The organism is Sinorhizobium sp. BJ1 (genome assembly GCF_002531555.1).
GTDB lineage: Bacteria > Pseudomonadota > Alphaproteobacteria > Rhizobiales > Rhizobiaceae > Sinorhizobium > Sinorhizobium fredii_B.
In genome coordinates, this window is sequence record NZ_NWTH01000050.1 from 1 (window position 1) to 24,350 (window position 24,350).

The following is a 24,350-nucleotide window of genomic DNA, read 5'->3' on the forward strand; positions in this document are numbered from 1 at the left end:
CGCCGTCGCACGCGCAAACTCTTCAATTCGTTTCTTCAGGACCTCTGGGCTGTCATCCGTACGTGGCTGCGCGCCCGCGGAGCGCGTCTGTTCGGCTCTTTTGGCAATTCGCTCTTCGAGAAGGCGTATAGGAATATCGAACAGGATAACGTGATCGAGCGGAACCTGCATGCTCTCGAGCAGCTGTTCTAGTGCACCTGCCTGCGCAATTGTTCGGGGAAATCCGTCCAGAATGAACCCTTGGCCAGGCTCCTTATCGGTTAGCCGCTCCTCCACCAGGCCGACAACTACTTCGTCTGGAACAAGTCTTCCCTCATCGACCGCCATTTTCGCTGTCCGGCCAAGCGGGCTCTGGGCTTTGATCGCATCGCGCAGGAGATCACCAGTGGAGATGTGCAGGAGATCATAATCCCGCACGAGTCGCTCGGCCTGCGTACCTTTACCCGCACCGGGAGGCCCTAGAAGAACGAGGTTCACCATCCTCAAATCCCCATGCAGATGTATTTGATTTCCAGGTAATCATCCACGCCGTACTTCGCCCCTTCGCGGCCGTTGCCGCTTTCTTTCATACCTCCGAACGGCGCGACTTCCGTTGAAATGAGACCCTCGCTCGGCATCGTCATCAGGAATCCTCCTAGCTCGTGACCAACAGCGGCTCGAGCAGACGCCTTACGGCATGCCCGAAAGGCACCGCGCGCCTCGACAGGCGATCGATATTCACATGGATGAAAAAGCCCTCGGCCGCGGCGGTCTCGTCGTCGTTGCGAAAGAGCCCGATTTCATACCGGACGGACGAATTTCCGAGTTTCGCAACGCGGATTCCAGCCGTGACCACGTCCGGGAAGGTCATTTCCGCGTAGTAGCGGCACCCTGTTTCGACAACGAGGAAGATCTCCGCTCCACCCTTGATGTCCAGCACGCCGCTTTCGATGAGGAAGCCATTCACCGCCGTATCAAACAGGCTGTAATGGATGACATTGTTCATATGCCCGTATGTGTCATTGTCCGACCAGCGCGTTCCAATCGTCCGAAACACCTCGTAGTCGGAGCGCTTGCCGGGTCCCTCGCGTTCCATCATCACCAAGCCGCCTTGTAGATAGAGAGGGCGTCCGCCTCGTTCACATCCCGGGGATTGTTCACGAGGAGCCTGGTCTGCTTCATCGCGTCCCCCGCCATTCCGGCGAGGTGCTCATCGCCGATGCCCACGTCCCGCAACCGAGGCTGCAGCCCGAGCCTCGTCGACAGTTCGGCTAGACGCTCGATAAAGGCCGCGCAACACTGCCCGGCGTCCTGTTCGCACGCGAGATCCGGAAAGGCATCAGCGGCGATTTCGGCGTAGACGGAGGCGGCCACCGGCGCATTGAAGCGCAAGACATGCGGAAGCACGAGCGCGTTGGAAAGCCCGTGCGGAATATGGAAGGTCCCGCCGATCGGATAGGCGAGCGCATGCACGGCGGCGACCGGCGAATTGGCGAAGGCCTGGCCCGCCAGCATGGACCCGAGGAGCATCGCGCCCCGCGCCGCCCGATCCTCCCCTTCAAACACAGCCTTCTCGATATTCGCGCCCAGCAACTGGAGCGCTTGCCGGGCCAGCATCCTGGAGAGCGGATTGTTGTTCGCGCTTCTGGAAGCATAAGCTTCGATGGCATGCACCATCGCGTCGATGCCGGTGGCGGCAGTGGTCGACGGCGGAAGGCCGAGCGTCAGGTCCGCATCGAGGATCGCAACGTCAGGCAGGATGATCGGCGATGAAATGCCGCGTTTCTCATCACCACCCACCGTAATGATCGAGACCGGCGTCACCTCCGAACCCGTTCCCGCCGTCGTGGGCACGAGCGCCAACGGCAGCCGAGGTCCCTTGGCGTTGCCGACGCCCCATGCGCCATCGATATCTTCGCCCGAACCGCAGAGAAGCGCCACGACCTTCGCTACATCCAGCGAGGAACCGCCGCCGAAGCCGATCACGCCTGTCACACCCGCGGTTTTCGCCACCTCGATTGCGGCCTCTACCGTCGTCAGCGACGGGTCGGCCTCGACCGCGTCGAATACGGTGACCGCAATACCCGATCCCGAGAGGGAGGCGAGCGCGGGGTCGCACAGGCCAAGCTTTCTAAGACCGCCATCGGTGACGAACAGGATGCGCTCGCCAAACCTGGGATCGAGGAGTCCGCCAATCTGCGCCGCCGCGCCGGGACGGAAGACGAGGTGGCCTGTCGTACTGAACACAAAGGGATTCATGATTTTCTCCTGTGCCTTTCCCGCGTCACGCCGCAGGGAGGCTTTCGCGAAGTTTGACCCGCAGGATTTTTCCCGATCCCGTGCGCGGGATCTCAGCCACGACATAGACGCGGTCAGGAACTTTGTAGGCAGAGAGACGCGCCTTGCAGTGCCGCATCAGATCCTCCTGGTCGAAGGCCTGCCCTTCCTTGACGACGATGCAGGCGACGGGGACCTCTCCCAGCATGCTGTGAGGCATCCCGACCACCGCGCAGTCCATGACTGTGTCGTGCAACAGGAGGATCGCCTCCTCGACCTCCGCTGGTGCGATATTCTGCCCGCCGCGGATGATCAGTTCCTTGAGGCGGCCGGTGATCGTGAGGAAGCCGTTGAGGTCGGACTTCGCTAGATCGCCGGTATGATACCATCCGTCGACGACGGCTTTTTCGGTCTCCAGCGGCTTGTTATGGTAGCCCTGCATCAGGTTCGGTCCTTTGCAGATCAATTCGCCCTCGACGCCCACCGGCACGTCGAGACCCGTTCTCGGATCCACCAGGCGGACCGTGAGGCCCGGAACCGGTAGCCCACAGGAACCAGGAACACGCCATTTCCCAGGCCAGTTCATGGTCACCATCGTCGATGTTTCGGTGATACCGTAACCATCCAGAAGCGGAACGTCGAAAAACGCTTCAAAGTCGCTGTTCAGCGTTCCCGGCATGATCGCCCCAGCGGAGACGCAAAGGCGGACGGACGAAAGCAGCCTTTCTCCGCTGACCTGGCAGGCCGACAGGAAATAGTGGAAGACCGTCGGAACCCCGGGCATGAAGGTGAAGCGACCTGTCCGAAGAAGTTCCGTCGCCTGAGAGGTCGAGAACTTCTCCATGATGTATTCGCTCGCGCCCGTCGCGATGATGGAGAGAACCGCGATATTCAGAGCATAGGAGTGGTAGAGAGGTAGGGTGTTGAGAACGATGTCATTCTCGTTCAACCCCGCGATCGGCGCCCAGCACGCCGCCGTCACCCAGAGCATGGAGCGCATCGATAGCAGGACGCCCTTGGGCTGGCCTGTCGTGCCGGATGTGTAGACGATGAATGCCGGGCGATCGATATCCTGATCATCCTCGAATGCAGCCGTCTGCCCCGACGCGTCAAAGCCGATCTCCTCGTTCACAGCAATCACGACGGGCGGTTTCTCGGAGCGCTGCAGCAACGTGTCCACGAGAGGCTGCTTTTCCGGCGGCATGATCAGGAAAACGCATTCCGCATCGCTGATTCGGTAGGCGATTTCGGCCTCGGTCGCCTCGATGCTCACCGGAACGGCGGTTCCGCCCGCCCGCACGACGGCAAGGCAAGCGACGACCCAATTTACTGAGTTCGGCAGAAAGATCGCGACGGCCTGGCCTTTCCTGAGACCCAGCGCAACGAGGCGGGACGCGAGGTCCTCTGTCTCCCGGTCCAGGGCGTCATAGGAAACTGACCGCCTCCTGTCCTCGAAGGCCATTTTCCCGGGATACAGGCGCGCATTCCGTCGAAGGATTGCTCCAACCGGCGCGATAAGCTCGAAGTGTATCATGTTATCCTCCCGCTCCTCCGGTTAGACCATGCAGAAACCGCCGTTGACACTGATGACCTGGCCTGTCACCCAGGACGATGCCTCGGACGCCAGGAAGGTCACCATCGGCGCCACGTCATCGGGCCTGCCGATGCGGCGCAAAGGATAGGCCTTCACGATCTTCTCACGGTTCTTCTCGAGAAACTCTGGATCGGAATGGGACGTCTCGATCAGGCCGAGCGATACCGAGTTGACCGTGATGTTATTTCGGCCGAATTCACGGGCCAGCGATTTGCCGAGCGCGATCGTGCCGCCACGCGCGGCCGCGGCCAGTGCGAGATTGGCTTCGCCAATACGGGAGCTGTCACCAACAAGGTTGATGATGCGGCCGAAGTTCTGCTCGATCATCAGCGGCGCAACGGCGTGGCAGCAATTGATCGCGCCGTAGAGGCATACGTCGATCTGCTTCTTCCATTCTTCAGGGGTCGAGTCGACGAACCGCTGATATTTGACATATCCGGCGTTATTGACCAGCACATCAATGGTTCCAAAATCCGCTTTGACGGCGGCGATCATCGCCTTGACCTGATCGTTTTCACCGATATCGGCCTTGTAGGCCTTGGCCTTTCCGCCCGCTGCTTCGATCGAGGCAACCACCGAATCCGCCTCGGCCTGCGAACGGCTGTAATTCACTGCAACGATGGCGCCTTCCGCCGCGAGAGACCGGGCGATATCTCCGCCGACATCTCTTCCGCCGCCGGTCACCAGCGCCACCTTGCCATTCAGATTGGTCTGCATTTCACGATCTCCTTGATAGGTCTGACGGCTGCAGCGCAGCGCGATCTATTGCGGCCCCTTCCATGGGGCCGCAGTCGGGTCACTTCCCCAGAAACCGGGGCGGACGCCTGTCTTTGAAAGCCTGCCGACCTTCGATGTAGTCCTCGCTCGCGCTGGCCTCGTCGATCAGCCTGCCAGCCGCGGCGTGATCCAGCGCCCCGCGTGCGCAGCCGTTGAGAATGAACTTCGCGCCCGCAATCGTGAGGGGTGCGTTTTCAGCCAGCTCCGCGGCCCGGTAATGCGCGGCAGCAAGAGCATTCTCCGCAACCTGATCGATGAAGCCCATTTCGAGAGCCTGCCCAGCATCGAAGCGACTGGCCGAGAAGAGGATGCGCTTCGCTTGCGTCACACCCACGAGCGCGTAAAGTTTGCGGGTCGCGGAGACGCCATAGACGATCGACAATCGGGCAGCAGGAATTCCGAAGACCGCATTGTTCTCAGCAACGCGGAAATCGCATGACATGGCCAGATGCGCCGCGCCGCCGAGGCAATATCCCCGCAGGGCGGCGATCGTCGGCTTGGACACCTGGTAGATCGCATCCCCTGCGGCATCGACCGCCAACTCATAGGATTTGCTGTCCTCGAGCCCGCCGCGAACCACGTCAAACTCGCTGATGTCCGCGCCAGCCGAAAAGTCACCGCCGGCCCCCGTCAGGATGATAGACCGAACCGACCGGTCCCGGTCGAAGGCGCGGAACAGCTCCGCGAGCTGCCGCCACATCGCATAGGTAACGGCATTCCTGTGCCCGGGGCGGCTCAATGTAACCACCGCAACCCCATCCGTGTTTTCAACGAGAATATCGCTCATTCGCCTGCCCTCGGACTGCCGTTCAGATGGTGATACGCGCAGTCCAGTCCCTTGCACGAAGAGGCGCCCGGGTCCGTCGCCGGGCGCCGTTGAGTCAGTTCTTCACGAGCGGGCACTGGCTTTCCGAAAGCGGACGGAAAGCGTTGTCGCCTGATATGGTGGTGACGAGCTTCAGAATGTCCCACTCACCCGTGGATTCGGCCGGCGTTTTGACCTGATAGACGTACATGTCGTGCACCATCCGGCCATCCTCGCGGATCTTGCCGTTCTTGGCGAAGAAGTCGTTGATCGGCGTTTCGCGCATCTTTGCCATGACTTTCTGGGCATCGGTCGTGCCGGCGGCATCAACGGCCTTCAGATAGTGCATGGTCGAAGAGTAATCCCCCGCATCGCCCATATGCGGCGGGCGGCCGACGCGCTCTTCGAAGCGCTTAGAGAACGCCCGCGTCGCATCATCGCGATCCCAGTAGAAGGCATTCGTCAGGATCATGCCCTGCGCGGTCTCGAGGCCGAGCGAATGAACGTCGGTATCCCAGACGAGCAAGCCCGCAACCGTTTTGCCGGATGCGGCAAGACCGAACTCGGCCGCGGACTTCACCGCATTGATGAAGGTCGTGCCAGAGCCCGCCATGGCGACGACCTGCGCCGGCGAAGCCTGCGCCTGCAGCATGAAGGCGCTGTGGTCGGAAGTCTCGATTGGATAGCGCACGGAGCCGGAGACCTCGCCGCCATTGTCCTTGACGATCTCTGTCGCATCGGCCTCCAGCGCATGGCCGAATGCGTAATCGGCTGTCAGGAAGAACCAGTTCTTCATGCCCTGCAAGATCAGCTGGTTGGCGGTCCCGTTCGCAAGCGCGTAGGTGTCGTAGGAATAGTGGATGCTGTTCGGCGTGCAGCCGTCGTTCGTCAGGCGGGACGAGCCGGAGCCGTTGACGATCGCGATCCTGTCCTCGTCCTTGGCGACCTGCGTGACAGCCAGCGCGATGCCGGAATTGATCAGGTTGTTGATCATCGTCACGCCTTGCGATTCATACCACTCGCGCGCCGTGGACACCGCCACCTCCGGCTTGTTTTGGTGGTCGGCCACGACAACTTCGAGCGGCCGGTCGAGAACCTTGCCGCCGAAATCCTCGACCGCCATCTTCACGGCGGTAATCGCCCCCTCGCCCGCCTCGTGAGAGAACTGACCACTGACATCGGTCAGCACGCCGATGCGAACAGGTGCGGCATCCTGCGCCCCGGCAGACATGCTCATGGCACCGACGGCCGCGACGCAGGACAACAGCATAAGCTTATTTTTCATCGCTCTTCCTCCCGAATTCGGCACCTGAACTCCTCCCAGGTGCTCGATGTTGAACTTGCGTTATCATACTTAAATGAAGCCGGTAGCTGCATTTGGTGCTCAGCAACAGGCGATATGCAGCAAGGTAAGCAGGTTTCGTCGCAAAGCGCAAGCTTGCATTATTAGACTTTATGTGTTTTTCTGACCGTGCCGACATTGACAATGGGAGGCGGGCCGGTTGATGCGGCCCCCTGGGAAAACTAAGTCGGCAGAGGAGGAACCGTGCCGGATAGCGCACCCATCATCGAAGCGCGTGCATTGACGCGCTCGTTCAGCGGCTTCATTGCCGTCAAGAATGTCGACCTGAAGATTCGTGCCGGCACGATCCACGCCCTGATCGGGCCGAACGGCGCCGGCAAGAGCACTCTGTTCAATCTCTTGACCAAATTCCTGTCGCCGAGCAGCGGACAGATCCTGTTCAAGGATCGCGACATAACGCAAATGGCGCCCGCCGACATCGCGCGCCTGGGCCTCGTGCGGTCGTTTCAGATTTCATCTGTGTTCCCGCATCTCAGCGCGCATGAGAATGTCCGGGTCGCTCTGCAGGCACGCGCGAAAGAAACATTCGCATTCTGGAAATCGAACGAGACGCTCCGCCGCTTCAACGAGGAAGCGACCAGGCTGCTCGACAGCGTCGGCCTTGCCGACCGGGCGCAGACGAAAGCCGCCGAGCTGTCCTACGGGCGAAAGCGGGCCCTTGAACTGGCCACCACATTGGCGCTCGACCCCGAAGTCCTGCTTCTCGACGAGCCGATGGCGGGAATGGGCACGGAGGATATCGGCCGGACGGCCGCCCTGATCCGCAGCGTCGGAAAGGGGCGAACGGTACTGATGGTCGAGCACAATCTCGGCGTCGTCTCCGACCTGTCGGACCGGATCACGGTGCTGCGCCGCGGAGAGGTCATCGCGGAAGGAAGCTATGCCGATGTTTCCGCCGACAGCGAAGTCCGCAAGGCATATATGGGAGGCAGCCATGGCTGAGGCTCCCCTCCTCGACGTCAAGGGACTGGAGGCTTGGTATGGCGAAAGCCATGTGCTGCATGGTATCGACTTCGATGTGCGAAAGGGCGAAGTCGTGACGCTCATCGGCCGCAACGGCGCCGGCAAGACGACGACTTTACGCAGCCTCATCGGCGTCGTTGGCAAGAGACGCGGCGCCTGCATCTACAAGGGCGCCGACCTCCTGAAGGTCGCGCCGCATAAGGTTGCGCGCCTCGGCATCGGCTATGTGCCGGAAGAACGCGGCATCTTCTCCTCGCTCACTGTGCTGGAAAATCTCCTGTTTCCGCCGGCATGGCAGGCGAACGGCATGGCGGTCGACGAAATATACGGCCTCTTTCCGAACCTGAAAGGGCGGGACAGCACATCGGGAACCCGCCTGTCCGGCGGCGAACAGCAGATGCTGGCCATCGGGCGGATTCTCCGGACGGGCGCCGATTTCATCCTGCTCGACGAGCCGACCGAAGGCATCGCCCCCGTGATCATCGAAGAGATCGGCGCGGCCCTGCGCATCCTCAAGGACCGCGGCATGACGATCATTCTGGTTGAGCAGAACCTTCGTTTTGCGGCATCCATCGCGGATCGCCACTACGTGCTCGACCAAGGAACGGTCGTCGATGAAATCTCCAACAACGCACTGGACGCCAACATGGACCGGCTGAACAGATATCTCGGAGTCTGATCCATGACTCGCTCCTTTCAGATAGGTAGAAACCGATGACCGATATCTTCGGGGTTCCCATTGTCGTTTTACTCGGGCAACTGCTGCTCGGCTTGATCAACGGCTCCTTCTACGCTCTCCTAAGCCTCGGCCTCGCCATTATCTTCGGCATGCTGAACGTGATCAACTTCGCCCATGGCGCCTTCTACATGCTCGGCGGGTTCGCCGCCTGGCTGCTGCTGTCGGCCCTCGGTATCGGCTATTGGGAAACACTCATCGCCGCACCCCTGATGGTCGGGGCGCTGGGCGCCGTCGTGGAGCGGTTATTTCTCAAGCGCCTCTACAGGGTCGACCACCTCTACAGCCTGCTTCTCACATTCGGCATCGCCTTGATGCTCGAAGGGCTCTTCCGGCATGTCTACGGCGCCGCCGGCAAGCCTTATCCGATACCCCCGTCGCTGACGGGCGGCATCAATCTCGGCTTCATGTTCCTGCCGATGTATCGCGCCTGGGTGATCGTCGCCTCTCTCGCAGTCTGCATCGCCACATGGCTGGCGATTGAGCGGACCAAGCTCGGCGCCTACCTGCGGGCTGCGACGGAAAATCCGGGCCTGGTCCAGGCATTCGGAATCAATGTCCCGTTCATGCTGACTGCGACCTACGCCTTCTGCGTGGGCCTTGCCGGCTTTGCAGGCGCACTGGCCGCGCCGCTCTATCAGGTCAGCCCCGGCATGGGGTCCAGCGTCATCATCGTAGTCTTCGCGGTGGTCGTCATCGGCGGCATGGGATCGATCGGCGGCGCAATCGTCACCGCCCTGGCACTGGGCATCATCGAGGGGCTGACGAAGACATTCTATCCTGCGGCATCCTCCATAGCGGTTTTCGTGGTGATGGTCCTTGTCATTCTCATCCGGCCATCCGGCCTGTTCTCCCGCGAGGCTTGATCATGAACAGTACACTTATGGTTTCTTCCCTCGAGGCCCCGCGCACGCGCCGGCACCGGACGACCGGAGGTCTTCTTCTCGCCCTTGTGGCCCTGCTGATGATATGCGCGCCGCTGGCGATCTATCCGCTGTTCCTCATCAAGATCCTCTGTTTCGCGCTCTTCGCGGCGGCGTTCAACCTCGTTCTCGGATATGCAGGGCTCCTGTCGTTCGGTCACGCGGCCTTCTTTGGCGGCGCGGCCTACATCACCGCCCACGCCGCCAAGGTCTGGCAGCTTCCCTTTGAACTCGCCGTGCTTGCGGGAACGGCCTTTGCGGCGCTTCTCGGCCTTGCCTTCGGCACGCTGGCCATCCGCCGCCATGGCATCTACTTCGCGATGATTACGCTCGCCCTCGCGCAGATGGTCTATTTTATGGCGGTGCAGATGCCCTTCACCGGCGGGGAGGACGGCATTCAGGCCGTGCCGCGGGGATATCTTCTCGGGCTCATCGATCTCCGCGACATCACCGCCATGTATTACACCGTCCTCGGCGGAACGATTCTTGGCCTTGTGATCATCTGGAGGACCGTCAACTCGCCCTTCGGCCATATCCTCTCGGCCATTCGCGAAAATGAAACCCGCGTCACCTCGCTGGGCCTCAAGCCGGAACGCTACAAGCTGATCGCCTTCACGCTCTCTGCCGCGCTTTCAGGCTTCGCCGGCGCGCTGAAGGCGATTGCGTTCCAGCTCGCCTCGCTTGTGGACGTTACCTGGCACATGTCTGGCGAAGTCATTCTCATGACCCTTCTCGGCGGAATGGGCACGCTGATCGGCCCGATCGTCGGCGCCAGCATCGTCGTCGGGCTGGAGCATTTTCTGTCGACCAGCGGCCTGCCGATCACCTTCATCATCGGCCTGTTCTTCGTCGTATGCGTGATGATGTTCAGGCGGGGTGTGTTCGGTGAACTGAAGGCCCTGCTCGAGCGTTCGAAAACCTTGGCTTAAGTCTTCGTATGCAAGCGATCTTCACCGGGGCCGGTTTTCGGCCCCGGTTTTTGATGTCAGCCGGCGCGCCTTGCACGAGACCCGAACAGGTAGCCGATGGCTGCGGCCATGATGAGCTGAACAATGCTCGCCAAATCCGGCGAAATGCGCGCCGGACCGTCCGCCGGCGGCGCAAGGCTCGGCAGCAAGCCCCCATGGAGCGCCCACGTCGCCACCACCACGGCGGCGAAGACAACAGCCGCGAGAACCGGCAGGCTGAGCGAAGTGCCCGTGGGCGACGCGGAAACTTGCACGGCGCGCGCACGCGGCAAGGCGGAAGCATTCTCGCTGGACGACGCGACGGCGACCGACTGCCTTACTGGGCCGGGTTGCGCGAGGGCATCACCCGCGGATGACTGTCCGGCACCTTGGCGGGCGTGGATCTCTTCGGCAAACCGCTTGAAAAACTGCCCCGACATTTGTTTTGCGGTTGCATCGATAAGCCGCCCGCCAAGCTGTGACAGCTTGCCGCCGATCTGGGCATCGACGGTATAATGCAGGACGGTTCCATCCTCGACCGTTTCCAGACGAACGACCGCCACTCCCTTTGCGAATCCGGCGACGCCGCCCTGCCCTTCGCCGGTGATCCGATAGCCGTTCGGCGGATCGAGGTCCGACAGCGTCACGGCACCCTGGAACCGGGCCTTCACGGGACCCACCTTCATGACGGCAACAGCCGACATTTCGGTCTCGGAAGACTTCGTTAGCTCCTGGCATCCGGGGATACAGACTTTCAGCACGTCGGCATCGTTCAGGGCGCTCCACACCTCCTCTTTGCTCGCGGGAATGTGCTGCTGGCCAGTCATGTCCATGGAATATCCTCCTCGTCCCAATCGAAAAATCTCCCCTTTCCCGGGGCTCTGGTATCGCTTGACAATCCTATTTTAAGTCTAATAATGCAAGTTAATTTTGAAACTGCGCCATGGGATTGGCGAGGCTGGGAGGAAGCCGCGATGACAAGGCTTTCCGCGATATATCGGAACACTCTGGCGCGCACGGCCGTACGATGCCGGAAAGCGACTTTCCTATCGACGGCGGCGAAATGAAACCGGCCCCCTTCGAATACCTCGCCGCGACATCGGCAGCCGAGGCTGCCGAGGCCCTCGCCGCTGCGAACGGCGACGGCAAGATAATCGCGGGCGGCCAGAGCCTTATGCCGATGATCAACTTCCGTCTGGTGAAGCCCACGATCCTGATCGACATCAACCGCATTGCCGGCCTCGATCGCATCGAAAAGCACGGTGAACGGCTGCGCATCGGGGCCACGGTGCGGCACCGCATGACCGCGACGGATGCGCTCGTGCACCGGCACATCCCGATCCTGCACGACGCCATGCATCACGTGGCGCATCTGACGGTGCGCAATCGCGGTACCTTCTGCGGCAGCGTCTGTCATGCGGACCCGGCAGCGGAAATGCCGATGATGACGCTTCTCCTCGACGGGACGATTGCCGCCCTCTCGGTCCGGGGAGAGCGGCAGATCGCCGCCTCGGAATTCTTCGTCGGCTCGCTGATGACGTCGCTCGAACCGGACGAGTTCGTCACCTGGATCGACATTGACACGCTGCCGCCCGAGACGGGCTGGGGCTTCGAGGAATTCTCCAGGCGGCACGGCGATTTTGCCCTCGCCTGCGTGGCGACCACGATGCGCATCGTCGACGGCGTCGCATGCGACGTCCGTTTCGGCATGATGGGCGTCGGCGAGACGCCGTTGCGCCTGCCGGACATCGAAACGCTCGTCGAGGGCCAGGCGATCTCGGAGACGCTGTTGCAGGACGTGTCGGAGGCGCTGAAGGGGCTCCTCCAACCCAATACGGATATCCACGCGTCCGCCGACTATCGCAGACACCTTGCCGGTGTACTTGCGCGGCGTGCACTGCGCGATGCCTGGAAGCGGGCAACCTTTCGCAAGGACGGCCCAGATGCCTGAAAAGAAGATCACCCTCAGCGTCAGCGTGAACGGCGTGGTCCACACCGCGACCATCGAACCGCGCATGCTGCTCAGCGATTTCCTGCGCCACGAGCTTGGCCTCACGGGAACGCATGTCGGCTGCGAGCACGGTGTCTGCGGTGCATGCACCGTCCTTCTCGACGGCCGGAGCGCAAGGTCCTGTCTGACGCTCGCCGTCCAGGCCGAAGGCGTGGAGATCGAGACGGTGGAGGGACAGGGGAGCGTCGATCAGCTCGGCCGGATCCAGGAAGCGTTCCGCCAGCACCACGCCCTGCAATGCGGCTTCTGCACGCCCGGCTTCATCATGGCGATCACCGACATGCTACGCCACCACCCCCTCGAAAGCGACGAGCAGATCCGCGAGGCGCTGTCCGGCAATATCTGTCGCTGCACAGGCTACGAACACATCGTCAACGCCGTCCGGGAACTGGCGAGGGAAAGAGGACCTCTGACATGAAGATGCATTTTCTTGCCGGCGGGCGGCTGCGCATGCGCCGATCCGTCTTCGTTCCCGGTGTGGCGAAGGAGGAGACGATCGAACTGCCGGTCCACGCAACCCTGATTCGGCACCGCCAAGGCAACGCGCTTTTCGACACTGGCTGCAACCCTGAGGCCGCCACCGATCCGCAAGCCCGCTGGGGCGGGTTGGCCAAGGTGATGACGCCGATATTCGATCCGGAGCAGACGGTTGTCCGGCAGCTGGCAGCGCTCGGCCTTGAGGCTGGCGACATCGACGTCGTGATCTGCTCGCACCTGCATCCCGACCATTGCGGGTGCAACCAGTATTTTGGCCGCGCGACGATCCTGTGCCATGAGGCGGAAGTCGCGGCGGCGAAAGCCGACGCCGCCGAGAACCAGGGCTATCTGAAGCCGGAATGGGACCAGCCGCAAGGCTTTCAGACCTTCGGCGCGGAGCACGACGTCTTCGGTGACGGGCACATCGTCCTCCTTCCCATGCCCGGCCATACGCCCGGCATGACTGTCGCGCACGTATCGCTGCGGGACAGCGGCACCTTCGTCCTCGCCTCCGATGCCGCGCCCCTTCAGGCCAATATCGATGCCGGTGTCGCGCCGCGGAACACCTGGAACATGGAGCTCGCCGCGGCGGCGCTCGCGCGCTTGAAGGTCTTCCGCGACAAGGGCGCGACCATCGTCTCCGGACATGACGAGGCGCAGTGGCGGGCCCTGCGGAAGGGCGGGGAGTTTTACGAATGAGCCTGCACGACCATTCCGTCGAACTCCGCCCCAAGCTTGTCGGCAAACGGGTGAAGCGCACCGAAGACCCGCGGCTGCTTGCAGGCGTAGGCCAATATGTCGACGACATGGCGCCGGCCGGAATGATGCATGTCGCGCTGCGCCGCTCCGACCAGCCGCATGCCCGCATCCTCAACATCGATGTCGGCGAGGCATTCTCCGTTCCCGGGGTCATCGCCATCTACGACGCAACGGATCTGGAAAACGAGGTCAGGCCGGCGATCCCCACCTCCCGCATGCCCGACTATTACGCCACGCCCATCTGGCCACTGGCGCGCAACAAGGTGCGCTATGTCGGTGAACCCGTCGTCGCCGTCGTCGCGGAAAGCCGCTACGCTGCCGAGGACGCGCTGGAGCATATCACCATCGACTACGAACCCTTACCCTTCGCGATCCGGCAGGTCGACGCGGTCAAGGACGACGCCCCGCTGCTCCACGAGGAAGCCGGCACGAACACGATCATCCGGCGGGAATTCAAGCGCGGCGATGTCGATGCCGCATTCGAGAGCGCCGCCGTGACCGTCAAGGGCCGGTTCCGGATGACGCGCAAGACGGCCGTCGCGATGGAAAACCGATCCTACCTTGCCGAATGGGATGCGCGAAAGCAGGCGCTGACGCTTTATACCTCGTCGAATATCCCCGGCGTCATCCGGGATGTCCTGTCCGGATGCCTCGACTTGCCCGGCACGCGCCTGCGGGTCGTCGCGCCGGATGTCGGCGGCAGTTTTGGCGGGAAGGGGTCATTGTACGGAGAGGAGATCCTTGTCTGCGCCCTTGCTCGCAAGCTCAAGCGCCCGGTGAAGTTTGTCAGCGATCGCCTGGAAGACCTATCCGCGACCAGCCAGGCGTTCGATGAGCTGATAGAAGCCGAACTCGCCGTCACGGAGGACGGGATGCTCATCGGGCTCAGGGCCGACGTCATCGGCGATGTCGGCGCCTATTCGATCTATCCCTGGACCGCTGCCCTCGAAACCGTGCAGGTGGTGAGTTTCCTGCCCGGCCCTTACAGGATGGAGCATTACCGGGGCCGTATCCGAGGTGTTCTTACCCCCAAGCCGCCTACCGGACCCTATCGCGGCGTCGGCCGGCCATCCTCGACATTCGCGATGGAACGCTTGATCGAAATGGCGGCGCGCAAGCTGGGTATGGACCCGGTCGCGTTTCGCCGTAAGAACCTCGTCAACGCCGATGAGTTCCCCTATCGGACCGCCTCCGGCATCATCTGGGACAAGTCGGCGTTTCAGGAGTGCCTGGCAGGCGCCTGCGCGAACGTCGATTATCCCAACCTCCTGCTCGAAAGGGATGAGGCACGGCGGAATGGACGCTGGGTCGGTATCGGTCTTGCAAGCTATGCGGAACTGACCGGCATCGGCTCGCGCATCTCCGTCGCTCCCGGCATGCCCATCAACACCGGCACGGAAACCTCGAAAATCGAGATCGATGCGACGGGTGCGATCACCGCCGCCTTCGGCATCGCCTCGCACGGACAGGGTCTTGAGACCACCCTTGCCCAGGTGATTGTCGACGAACTCGGCTGCAAGCTCGAGGATATCGAGGTCAAGCATGGCGACAGCGCGCTGGTGCCGATGTCCAGCGGCACCTATGCCAGCCGCTCGGCCGTTCTCGGCGGTGGCGCGGCAACCCTTGCCGCACGCGTCGTCAAGGGCAAGGTCTTGCGCGCGGCCGCCTATCTGATGGAGCAGAGCATCGACGACCTCGACATGCATGACGGCATCGTCACCAGCCGAAACTCAAACTGCACGATGACGCTTAAGGAGATCGCATCGGCCGTCTATTCGCAGATGGGGCGCATTCCGCGCGATCAGCGCGAGGATCTTGCCGCATCGGAGACCTATGATCCCTATCTCGGCACCGCCTGTTCCTCCACCCACCTCGCCATGGTCGAGGTCGATCCGGAGACCTACGGCGTCAAGGTCCTGCGTTACGTGGTGGCTGAGGATTGCGGCAAGATCATCAATCCGATGATCGTCGATGGCCAGGTGCAGGGCGCGGTAGCGCAGGGCATCGGCGCGGCTCTTCTGGAGGAGATCGTGCACGACGACCAGGGCCAGACCGTCGCGGCGAGCCTTGCGGACTACCTCGTTCCGGTGGCGACCAATGTGCCCAATATCGGCATCGTGCATATTGAGGCGGATTTGCCCAACAATTTAGGGGGGTTCCGCGGCATGGGCGAAGGCGGCACGATCGGCGCGCCGGCGACGATCGCAAACGCCGTATCCGACGCGCTTTCCCACCTCAGTGTCTCGGTGGAAACGCTTCCCGTCACACCGGAGCGGATATTCCGGATGCTGCAGGCGCGTCGCGATCCGGCCGCTGCCGTCACAGATTGAAAGGATAGCGCAGAATGTAGTCTGTATCCTTCACCGTAATCTGCTTCCTGCATTCGGAGCAAACGACGATCGCCGAAAAGTCCTGCCCGCAGGTCTTGTGTCGCAGGCGCATCGGAGGTTTGCCCTCCGCAAGCCAGCGGTCTCCCCAGGCCATCATCACCAGCATCGGCTTATAGAGATCGAGCCCCATTTCGGTGAAGCGATACTCGAACCGTTCGCTTGAACCATAGGGAACCTTGCGAAACACCTCCGCCTGCACGAGGCGCGCGAGACGATCGGCAAGGATGTTCGTGGCGATTCCAAGGTTCTCCCGCATCTCCTCGAAACGGCGGACACCAAACCAGCCTTCCCGCAGGATCAGGAAGCTCCATCTGTCGCCGATGATCCCAAGCGTCCGTGCAACGGAGCATGGCCGCACCCGCTCCAGAAGCGTGGGATCGGAACTCCGGCGAGACGTCGGACGCGTGTCGACCGGAGCGTAGCCTGCGCCCGGCCCATCTCGGGGAGCAACCTCTCGTGCCGTGAACGGCTCCAGGCACTCGCTGCATACAGTCACGGGGTGGCATGCGCAGCCGCAGCTCTTGTGTATCAGTTGCAGGGGCGGTTCCTTGCCGCCCGTCAACCATTTGTCGCCGAACTCCATCAACGACAGCATGGTAGGAAAGAGATCCTTTCCTCGTTCGGTCAGGAAATACTGTTGCCCCGGCTCGTTGGGTCGCCGTCCCACGCTCATGATCTCGTTTGCGACAAGTGCGGACAAGCGCGACGACAAGGTTTGCCGGGGAATACCCAGTCTCTGCTGGAACTTGTCGAACCGACGAACCCCGAAATACGCTTCCCGAAGAATGAGGAAGTTCCAGGTGTCGAGGACGATTTCCATCGTACGCCGAACGGATGACTGTCTCTGTAGCGGCACCGGCTTCGACGACCCATTGGAAATATCAGCGGTAAGCATGTCTTTATTCAGCATAGTCAGAGGCTATCCGTGTTACTCGTTAGGGAACAGGCATTCATTCGGTCTCAAAATAGGGCGAAAAGTCTAATAATGAAAGTACTATCAGGAGGAATCGGACGACGCCTAAGCGTCGGGACTTCAAGGGCGATGAATCCGAAAACCCGCTGCATGGACGGGTACGATGCAGCCATTCGCGCAATTGAACTGATGCGGTGGATGCCCTCACTCAGCGGGATCGTGTATGGCATGACGGTTCGGCAGGTCGATATTATAAGCTGCCTCGCTGACCTCCATTCTTTTTACCTCCCAAACGCGGTGAAGGGCTTTGGTGTGTTGATTTGCACTGAGAGCTGACCCGGGATTGCGGGTAATTATCACTGAGATTTGGCTCTGACGCACATTTGCTGACGTGCCGCTCCTACGATGCGCCGATCAGTCGTGCTTGCAGCAAATCGAGCTTTGCTCTTCCGTACATCTGGCGCTTGATGAGCTTCAAGCGTGTGATCTGACCTTCCGTTTGCCCATTTGACCACGGTGAGATGATTTGTCGTTTGGCATCTAATCGCAAGACTCCGCATCCAGTAATTTCAACAAGATAGCCAGGCACTTAAATTGAGATCGGGCACTTAATCTGAGATTATGGGTTCGGTTTTGGCACTTGATGTGAGATTCGTCGCCGTGGAAAAGATTAACATCTACCGCCAATGCTCAGCGGAAAATACCATATATTACAGAGCGTTATTTCCTGATCCTGGAGCGTCAAGCGGCGAAAATCGCGCCGAAAAATCTCAAATTAAGTGCCATGACCTGCCGGAACGGGCGCATTCTTATAATTAAATGCCAAACGACATCCTTTGCCGTGCCGTCGAGGAGGTATTGCGCATAGACGAGTTTCAGATTGAGGAAGTTGCCCTTAATCTCCCGCGCCGTTACCAGCCGCTCCATCCAGAAATTTCCGATCTGCTCGGCGTTGGATCTAAGCGTCCAGATGGTGCTGAGCGAGACATAAGAGAGACCAATCGTGAAAATGCTGATGATCGAGAGCTTGAGAATAAGGGCTTGCTTGATACTGGGGCGTTTCATGCGGGTCTCCAGTCGTAAATTTGAGACGACCAGCAGTCGCTGGTACGCTATGTAAGCGCCGCATAATTTAGGGTTAACTAAACGATGCCGACCCGTAAGAATTATAGAAATTTGCAAATAAATCCGTAATTTGCGCGAATCCGCGGAGTTATCAACCTCACGTTTGCCCTTCTATGTTTGTCACTTTGCATTCGGCATCAGGATGAGCCCTGTTTTACACGAGGCACTTTCGAGGACCTAATTTTAGGCGTACCTCAGCGTTCTTCGTGCCGTGTCGACGTGCTTCTACGGGCGGCCTTTATTCGGGGTGAGCGGCCTCGAACCGCAAACTCGCCGTAAACCTACATCACTGAAAATTCCGGCTCTTGATCTTCAACGTATCGATATGAAGATCCGGCACGAACATATCCCGCGGCCGAACCCCTGGCGGCGGCCGGTCGCGGGAATCCGGAGTCCCAGGAGAGCCATGCGCGAATTCATCGCCGCGGCCGGTCGGCGGCCAGAATGTCCCGTCGCGCTCGGCAAGGCTCGACAAATCGGCCGAGAGATCGAACAGCTGCTGAGCGACTAGGTGGACCACCTCCCCTTCCCGCTGGATCCTGCCGTTGATCGCCATCATGCTGGCGCCGAGCACCACCCGGCGCGATCGCTCGAAAAGCTTTGGCCAGACGACGACATTGGCGATGCCGGTCTCGTCCTCGATGGTGATGAACATGACGCCCTTTGCCGAACCCGGCCGCTGTCGCACCAACACCAGGCCGGCGGCCATCAGCCATCGCCCGTCGCGCGCCGTCATCGCCTCGGCACAGGTCACGATCCGACGCTTCGCAAGATCGGCCCGCAGGAATCTCATGGGATGCTCCCGGAGCGTCAGTCCGGTATGGCTATAGTCCTCGACGACGTTATGGCCCTCGTTCATCTGCCTGAGCTCGACTTCCGGCTCCCGCTGCTCGGCAATCGCCCGAGCCTCCCGTACCGCCGCGGCCGTGAACAGTGGAAGCGGCTCATCACGCAACGCCTTGATCGCCCAAAGCGCATCACGGCGCTCAAGACGCAATGACGGCAGGAAGGCATCGGCTTCGGCAAGCTCGACGAGCGACGCGACCGGCACTCCCGACCGCCGCCACATGTCGTCCACGGATGCGAATGGCTCGCCGGCGCGGGCAGCGACGATACGCGCAGCGTCAGCGGTCGCCAATCCGCGCACCAGCCGCATGCCGAGCCGAACGGCATGGCGGTCAGTCCCTTCGATCGCCTCGAGCGTGCAGTCCCAGCGCGACTGGTTGATGCAGATCGGGCGGACCTCCACCCCATGCTTCCTGGCATCGGCGACGATCTGCGCGGGAGCATAGAAGCCCATGGGCTGCGAGTTCAGAAGCGCCGCGCAGAAAACATCGGGGAAATGGCATTTCACGTAGTTCGAGGCATAGGCGATCAGCGCGAAGGAAGCGGCATGGCTTTCCGGGAAGCCATAGGAGCCGAAACCTTCGAGCTGACCGAATGTCTTTTCGGCGAATTCCGGCGAATAGCCGTTCCGGATCATGCCGGAAACGAGCTTGTCCTTGAACCTCGAGACGCCGCCGGTGAATTTGAAGGTGGCCATGGACTTGCGGAGCTGGTCGGCTTCGCCACCGGTAAACCCGGCACAGACCATCGCCACCTTCATCGCCGACTCCTGAAACAGCGGCACCCCGAGTGTCTTGTGAAGCACCGCCTCGAGTTCCGGCGTCGGATATTCGACCTTCTCCTTGCCTTCGCGCCGGCGAAGATAGGGATGGACCATGTCGCCCTGGATCGGCCCGGGGCGGACGATCGCCACCTGGATGACGAGATCGTAGAAGGTCCGCGGCTTCATGCGCGGCAGCATGGACATCTGGGCGCGGGATTCGATCTGGAAGGTGCCGAGCGTATCGGCCTTGCGGATCATCGCATAGGTCGCCGGATCCTCCTGCGGGATGGTGGCTAGGTCGAGATCCTGATGCTTATGCTCGCTAATCAGCGCGAAAGCCTTGGCCATACAGGTCAGCATGCCGAGCGCCAGCACGTCGACCTTCATCATTTTGAGCGCTTCGACGTCATCCTTGTCCCATTCGATCACCTGGCGGTCGGCCATCGCAGCCGGTTCGATCGGCACGAGATGATCGAGCCTGTCATGGGTGAGGACGAAGCCACCAGGGTGCTGACCGAGATGGCGCGGCGCTCCCATCAGCTGCTGGGCAAGCCTGAGCGTCAGAGCGAGACGACAGTCCTCCGGATTGAGACCGAGGGCGCGCACTTGGCTCTCACCGACGGTTTCAGACCACGACCAGATCCCCGATGATAATGCCTTGATCAGGTCCTCGGGCAGGCCCAACGCTTTGCCGACATCGCGGATGGCGCCTTTGGCGCGATAGCGGGTCACCGTCGAGCAGAGTGCGGCCTTGTCATGGCCATAGGTCTTGTAAATCCACTGGATCACCTCTTCGCGCCGTTCGTGTTCGAAGTCGACATCTATGTCGGGCGGCTCGTCGCGCTCCTGGCTGACGAACCGTTCAAAAAGGAGATCGTTGGTCTCAGGATCGATGGAGGTGATGCCGAGTACATAGCAGACGGCGGAATTTGCGGCCGATCCCCTGCCCTGGCAGAGAATGCCCTGCGATCGGGCATAGCGGACGATCGAGAAGACGGTCAGGAAGTAAGGTGCGTATTTCATTGTCTCGATCAGAGCGAGCTCATGGCGGATGATCTTCTCGACATGAGCGGGCAGCCCCTCGGGATACCGCGTCCTCACGCCCTCCCAGGTGTAATGCTCTAGTGATTGCTGCGCCGTCATGCCCGGGATCAGCGCTTCTTCCGGATATTGATGGACCAGCTCCTCGAGCGAGAAATTGCAACGCTCGACGATCTGCATCGTTCGCGCCAGCGCCTCCGGGTAGCGGGGAAACAGACGGGCCATTTCTTCCGGCGGCTTGAGATAACGATCGGCGTGCCGCTCGCGCTCGAAACCGACATCATCGATGGTCGTGCCGGTGCGGATGCAGGTGACGACATCCTGCAGCTGCCGGCGGCCGGGCTCGTGAAACAGCACGTCATTGGTGACGACGGTCTCCACCCGGTGCTTTATCGCCAGGTTCGACAGCTCATGAAGCCGCAGTTGATCGTTGGGGCGCCGGCGCAGGCAGAGCGAGACATAGGCGCGGTCGCCAAAGACATCCGCCATCTTCCTGAGCTGCACGGCACAGGTCTCATCGGCCAAGTCCGGCACCAGAATACCGATCAGGCCTTCGGAATAGAGCGCCACATCGTCGAGATGCAGGATGCAGTTCGCCTTTCCTCCCCTGCCCTTGCCGAGAGTCAGAAGCCGTGTCAGCCGGGAATAGGCGGCGCGGTCGGTCGGATAAACGAGGATCGACATGCCATCAGCCAAATCGAGCCGGCAGCCGACGACGAGCCTGAGGCCGGTGGCGCGCGATGCTTCCAGCGCCCGGACGATGCCGGCAAGACTGTTGCGGTCGACGACGCCGAGCGCTTCGATCCCCATCAGCTTTGCGGTCGCAAACAGTTCCTCCGCCGAGCTTGCGCCCCTCAGGAACGAGAAATGAGTGGTGACCTGAAGCTCGGCGTAACGCATCACGCAAACACCCCGTGCAGGAACCATTTGTGCGATCCGGTTTCCACATCGACGCCGTCGCCGGATCGAAAAATCCAGAAGCGCTCACCGCTGTCATCCTCAATCACGAAGTAGTCGCGCACAGCGATCCATTCGGCGCTGCGTCTCCACCACTCCCCAAAAATCCGTTCCGGACCGTCGGCGCGCTTCACGCGACGCCGCTTGCCGCGCCAGGTGAAGGACACCGGCGGATGATCAGGCAAGAGTGCAATCACCTCGATTAGTTCTGGACGCGTTAAAAGCCGTGGCGGCCTCGGCCAGTGCATCGGCCAGGTGGCGCCGTCTTCGTCGGCCGTCGGGGCGATCCTCTGCACACTGCGCTCGGGAACGTCGCTTGCCACCGGCGCGACACGGAAAATCCGCTGTCCGCCGCGATTGCCGAGTACATCGATGAGCGGAGTCACATCGGTTACCTGTTCCTCGATCAGCGATGACGCCGACTGTGTTTCGATGAGCGGCTCGGCGATGATGGCGGCAAGACTGAGCTTTTCGATGCCAAAGCCAGGTTCGATTCTCTCGATGCGATCGCGGAAGAGCTTTGTGAGCCAGGCGATGTCGCGGACGGGTTTGGCCGTGCCGGCCCGGAGCGACTGAAGGGTGTTGTCGACGCGGTGGACGATGAGGTCGGCACGCCGCACGCCAAGCCCGCGCTTCTCGAGCTCCAGACAGAGCTGGCGCACCAGATGGCTCACGTATTTCTCGATCGTTTCCGGTGCACCAATCGGTTCGGCAAAGGATTTCTGGACCTCAACAAGATCGGCCGGGCGGATCGGGTCGATCGGCTCAGCGACGCGGCCGAACATCTGGTCGAGACGCCGTGCGACCTCCGGACCGAAGCGGAGCGTCAGCGGCGCCCGCGGCGTGGCGGCGAGTTCGCCGACAGTGGCGAAGCCGAGCGTGCGGAGACTTGCAACGGTCTCACCCGGCAGTCGCAGCGATGACAACGGCAGCCGGTTCACAGCCTTGGCGGTCTCGCCGCGGCCGACAATAACCGTCTCACAGCTGGTGGCACGGGCAAGCGCATGCGCGGCCCCCCAGGTATCGGCGATCGCCGCATGGGCAGCAAGACCTCGGCCGCGGAAGCGATTGACGAGACCGGAGAGCATCAGTTCCTCGCCGCCCTGGAGATGATCGGCGCCTTCCGTATCCATGACGATGCCATCCGGCGGATCCATGGCGACGACGGGGGAGTATTGCGACAAGGCCCAGAGTGTCAGCCGCTCCAGCGTAGCGAGGTCGGCGACCGGATCGGCATTGATCATCGTGAGACCTTGGACCAGCGCCTGCGCCTTCGCGGCCGGCATGCCGACGCGAAGACCGAGTTTGAGAGCTGCCCGATCGGCGGCCGCGATCCATCGCTTCGAGCCGCTCCTGGCGATCACCACCAGCGGCGTGTCAGGAGAGAGCGAAGGATCGGCCCGCCTGATCCGGTCGGTCGGCAGTGTCGGAAGAAAGACAGATACGACCCTGGCCATCGCATGCTCCGATAATGAATTCGCCTCCCTCCCCTGCCCTGACCCGCATCAGTTCCGCCAGCCATCGCGCCCGACCGACGCCCGGCACCGGCAGCGGTTCGGACGGCAGCACCGAGATCCGCCAGCGGGTCGCCGCGGCCGTCGGCATGCCGAAGTCGGAGGCTTCCGTCTGGCGCCGCCAGCGGCGGATGACCAGACCCAGCGTGCCGGACTTTTCCGCCGCGAGCTGCAACCGGCGCGATGCCGTCATCGGCAGGCGCACCAGCTCGGCGACGACGGCGCCGAGGCCGCCATAGCGCAGCGCCTCCTCAAAGCTTGCGAGCACCGTCTCTTCCTTGTCGCACTCGACGAAGATGACGCGATCCGGATGAAGCCCGACCTGGGCAAGCGCCGGAAAGAAAAGATCGAAGCGCGTCAGGCACCAGACCACCTTGCCGGCGGTGCGGGCAGCGATGCCGCCGATGAAGAGTGCCGCCGCCGCACCATCGACCGCGCCGTTTCCGCCGCCGGCCACTTCGTGCAGCGCGCCATAGGCGAGCCCACCTCCCGGCAGCTGCGCATCGACCTCCGGGACCCCGAACGGCAAAACACTTCGCTTGCGTGAGCCTGCCCCTTCCAGGCTGGCGATTTTCTCGCGCAATTCGTCGAGGACGGGATTCGAAGTGGCGACGGCTGCGGTCATGATCTCCTTTACGGCAACCCGTTTTCGGCTTGAGATGGCGAATTATGTTCTGTATTTGTTCTTAAAGCGAAAATGAGTCAATGCGCACCGGGCGCGCGGAAGTTGAGCGAGAGTACCTATCGAAGAAATCCGCGAACGGATTCAATTCGATGGCAGGAATAGGAATTTTTTCGCATGTCGCGACCGGAGCCTGTGAATGATCCGAATCCGAGACTGAGGGATCACCGTGAGCCGATCATTGAATTCATCTGTCGGCCATGTCATCGCCACTGCGCGCTTGAGCGCAAGCTGTTGGTTTGGTGAAAGCATTCGGCGCCAGCATGACCTTCGCGGTGATCGCCGGCGCATGGCCATGGGCTGCGAGCGCATGCAAACGCCGGAGGGTGACAAAAGCGGCGCGCACTTCCCATGTCTGGCCGATATAGGTGGTCCTGATGGAAGCTAAGCGATGACAAACGACGAAGGCAGCGAGCGGCCGCGCAAGATCATACATGTGGACATGGATGGTGCGCCGTGAAGGCGCGAGAGAGGGTGAAATATGACTTAGACATCATCTCTCAAGCTT

Annotated in this window: 20 protein-coding genes and 2 pseudogenes; 8 read left to right on the plus strand and 14 right to left on the minus strand. The window is 61.5% G+C overall.

The window, feature by feature from the left end:
• From CO676_RS31665 to CO676_RS31695, 8 genes and pseudogenes are all read right to left on the minus strand, one after another.
• On the minus strand, positions 1-480 hold a 480-nt coding region (locus CO676_RS31665), incomplete at its 3' end, for an adenylate kinase (protein WP_097524010.1).
• A gap of 2 nt (positions 481-482) precedes the next feature.
• Positions 483-611: pseudogene (locus CO676_RS34900) on the minus strand (aldehyde dehydrogenase family protein); the annotation flags it as partial.
• 23 nt (positions 612-634) lie between these two features.
• Positions 635-1,078, minus strand: coding sequence for a thioesterase family protein (locus CO676_RS31670; protein WP_097524011.1), 444 nt, complete (start codon positions 1,076-1,078; stop codon positions 635-637).
• Positions 1,078-2,238, minus strand: coding sequence for an iron-containing alcohol dehydrogenase (locus tag CO676_RS31675; RefSeq protein WP_097524012.1), 1,161 nt, complete (start codon positions 2,236-2,238; stop codon positions 1,078-1,080). Before CO676_RS31675 ends, CO676_RS31670 begins: the two co-directional genes overlap by 1 nt.
• 25 nt (positions 2,239-2,263) lie before the next feature.
• Positions 2,264-3,790: an AMP-binding protein gene (locus tag CO676_RS31680; RefSeq protein WP_097524013.1), complete on the minus strand. Its 1,527-nt coding sequence runs from the start codon at positions 3,788-3,790 to the stop codon at positions 2,264-2,266.
• 21 nt (positions 3,791-3,811) lie between these two features.
• A complete protein-coding gene (locus tag CO676_RS31685; RefSeq protein ID WP_064243006.1) occupies positions 3,812-4,567 on the minus strand; it encodes an SDR family oxidoreductase in 756 nt (251 codons plus the stop codon).
• 79 nt (positions 4,568-4,646) lie between these two features.
• Entirely contained in the window at positions 4,647-5,414 is a 768-nt protein-coding gene (locus CO676_RS31690; protein WP_097524014.1) for an enoyl-CoA hydratase-related protein, read from the minus strand.
• Between the two features lie 94 nt (positions 5,415-5,508).
• Complete coding sequence (locus CO676_RS31695) at positions 5,509-6,717, minus strand: ABC transporter substrate-binding protein (protein ID WP_097524015.1); 1,209 nt, start codon at positions 6,715-6,717, stop codon at positions 5,509-5,511.
• 261 nt (positions 6,718-6,978) lie between these two features.
• Here CO676_RS31695 and CO676_RS31700 point away from each other — a divergent pair, with 261 nt between their 5' ends.
• From CO676_RS31700 to CO676_RS31715, 4 genes are read left to right on the plus strand one after another with little or no spacing between them, the layout of a single operon-like run.
• Positions 6,979-7,737 carry an ABC transporter ATP-binding protein gene (locus tag CO676_RS31700; RefSeq protein WP_097524016.1) on the plus strand — a complete coding sequence of 253 codons (759 nt, stop codon included), beginning with the start codon at positions 6,979-6,981 and terminating at the stop codon, positions 7,735-7,737.
• Positions 7,730-8,437: an ABC transporter ATP-binding protein gene (locus CO676_RS31705; RefSeq protein WP_179875723.1), complete on the plus strand. Its 708-nt coding sequence runs from the start codon at positions 7,730-7,732 to the stop codon at positions 8,435-8,437. Before CO676_RS31700 ends, CO676_RS31705 begins: the two co-directional genes overlap by 8 nt.
• Positions 8,438-8,472: 35 nt before the next feature.
• Positions 8,473-9,360, plus strand: coding sequence for a branched-chain amino acid ABC transporter permease (locus CO676_RS31710; RefSeq protein WP_064243002.1), 888 nt, complete (start codon positions 8,473-8,475; stop codon positions 9,358-9,360).
• Between the two features lie 2 nt (positions 9,361-9,362).
• Positions 9,363-10,346 carry a branched-chain amino acid ABC transporter permease gene (locus CO676_RS31715; RefSeq protein ID WP_097524018.1) on the plus strand — a complete coding sequence of 328 codons (984 nt, stop codon included), beginning with the start codon at positions 9,363-9,365 and terminating at the stop codon, positions 10,344-10,346.
• A 56-nt stretch (positions 10,347-10,402) separates the two neighbouring features.
• On the opposite strand, the gene CO676_RS31720 is transcribed toward CO676_RS31715, so the two are convergent.
• Positions 10,403-11,197 (minus strand): carbon monoxide dehydrogenase subunit G, encoded by a 795-nt coding sequence (locus CO676_RS31720; RefSeq protein ID WP_097524019.1) that lies wholly within the window; start codon positions 11,195-11,197, stop codon positions 10,403-10,405.
• 230 nt (positions 11,198-11,427) lie between these two features.
• On the opposite strand from CO676_RS31720, the gene CO676_RS31725 reads away from it, so the two are divergent.
• From CO676_RS31725 to CO676_RS31740, 4 genes are read left to right on the plus strand one after another with little or no spacing between them, the layout of a single operon-like run.
• Positions 11,428-12,315, plus strand: coding sequence for a xanthine dehydrogenase family protein subunit M (locus CO676_RS31725; protein ID WP_097524027.1), 888 nt, complete (start codon positions 11,428-11,430; stop codon positions 12,313-12,315).
• A complete protein-coding gene (locus CO676_RS31730) occupies positions 12,308-12,793 on the plus strand; it encodes a (2Fe-2S)-binding protein (protein WP_097524020.1) in 486 nt (161 codons plus the stop codon). Before CO676_RS31725 ends, CO676_RS31730 begins: the two co-directional genes overlap by 8 nt.
• Positions 12,790-13,551 (plus strand): N-acyl homoserine lactonase family protein, encoded by a 762-nt coding sequence (locus CO676_RS31735; RefSeq protein ID WP_097524021.1) that lies wholly within the window; start codon positions 12,790-12,792, stop codon positions 13,549-13,551. Before CO676_RS31730 ends, CO676_RS31735 begins: the two co-directional genes overlap by 4 nt.
• Positions 13,548-15,941, plus strand: a complete 2,394-nt coding sequence (locus CO676_RS31740; protein ID WP_097524022.1) for a xanthine dehydrogenase family protein molybdopterin-binding subunit — start codon at positions 13,548-13,550, stop codon at positions 15,939-15,941. The genes CO676_RS31735 and CO676_RS31740 overlap by 4 nt, the downstream gene beginning before the upstream one ends.
• Here CO676_RS31740 and CO676_RS31745 read toward each other — a convergent pair.
• From CO676_RS31745 to CO676_RS31770, 5 genes and pseudogenes are all read right to left on the minus strand, one after another.
• On the minus strand, positions 15,931-16,911 hold the full coding sequence (locus CO676_RS31745) for a helix-turn-helix domain-containing protein (RefSeq protein ID WP_097524023.1): 981 nt from the start codon (positions 16,909-16,911) through the stop codon (positions 15,931-15,933). The genes CO676_RS31740 and CO676_RS31745 overlap by 11 nt on opposite strands.
• Positions 16,912-17,748: 837 nt before the next feature.
• A pseudogene (locus CO676_RS31755) lies at positions 17,749-17,979 on the minus strand (methyl-accepting chemotaxis protein); the annotation flags it as partial.
• Positions 17,980-18,325: 346 nt separating this feature from the next.
• Positions 18,326-21,589 (minus strand): error-prone DNA polymerase, encoded by a 3,264-nt coding sequence (locus tag CO676_RS31760; protein WP_097524025.1) that lies wholly within the window; start codon positions 21,587-21,589, stop codon positions 18,326-18,328.
• Positions 21,589-23,103, minus strand: coding sequence for a DNA polymerase Y family protein (locus CO676_RS31765; RefSeq protein WP_179875724.1), 1,515 nt, complete (start codon positions 23,101-23,103; stop codon positions 21,589-21,591). The genes CO676_RS31760 and CO676_RS31765 overlap by 1 nt, the downstream gene beginning before the upstream one ends.
• Positions 23,024-23,785, minus strand: a complete 762-nt coding sequence (locus CO676_RS31770) for an ImuA family protein (protein WP_097524026.1) — start codon at positions 23,783-23,785, stop codon at positions 23,024-23,026. The genes CO676_RS31765 and CO676_RS31770 overlap by 80 nt, the downstream gene beginning before the upstream one ends.
• Positions 23,786-24,350: the final 565 nt, after the last annotated feature.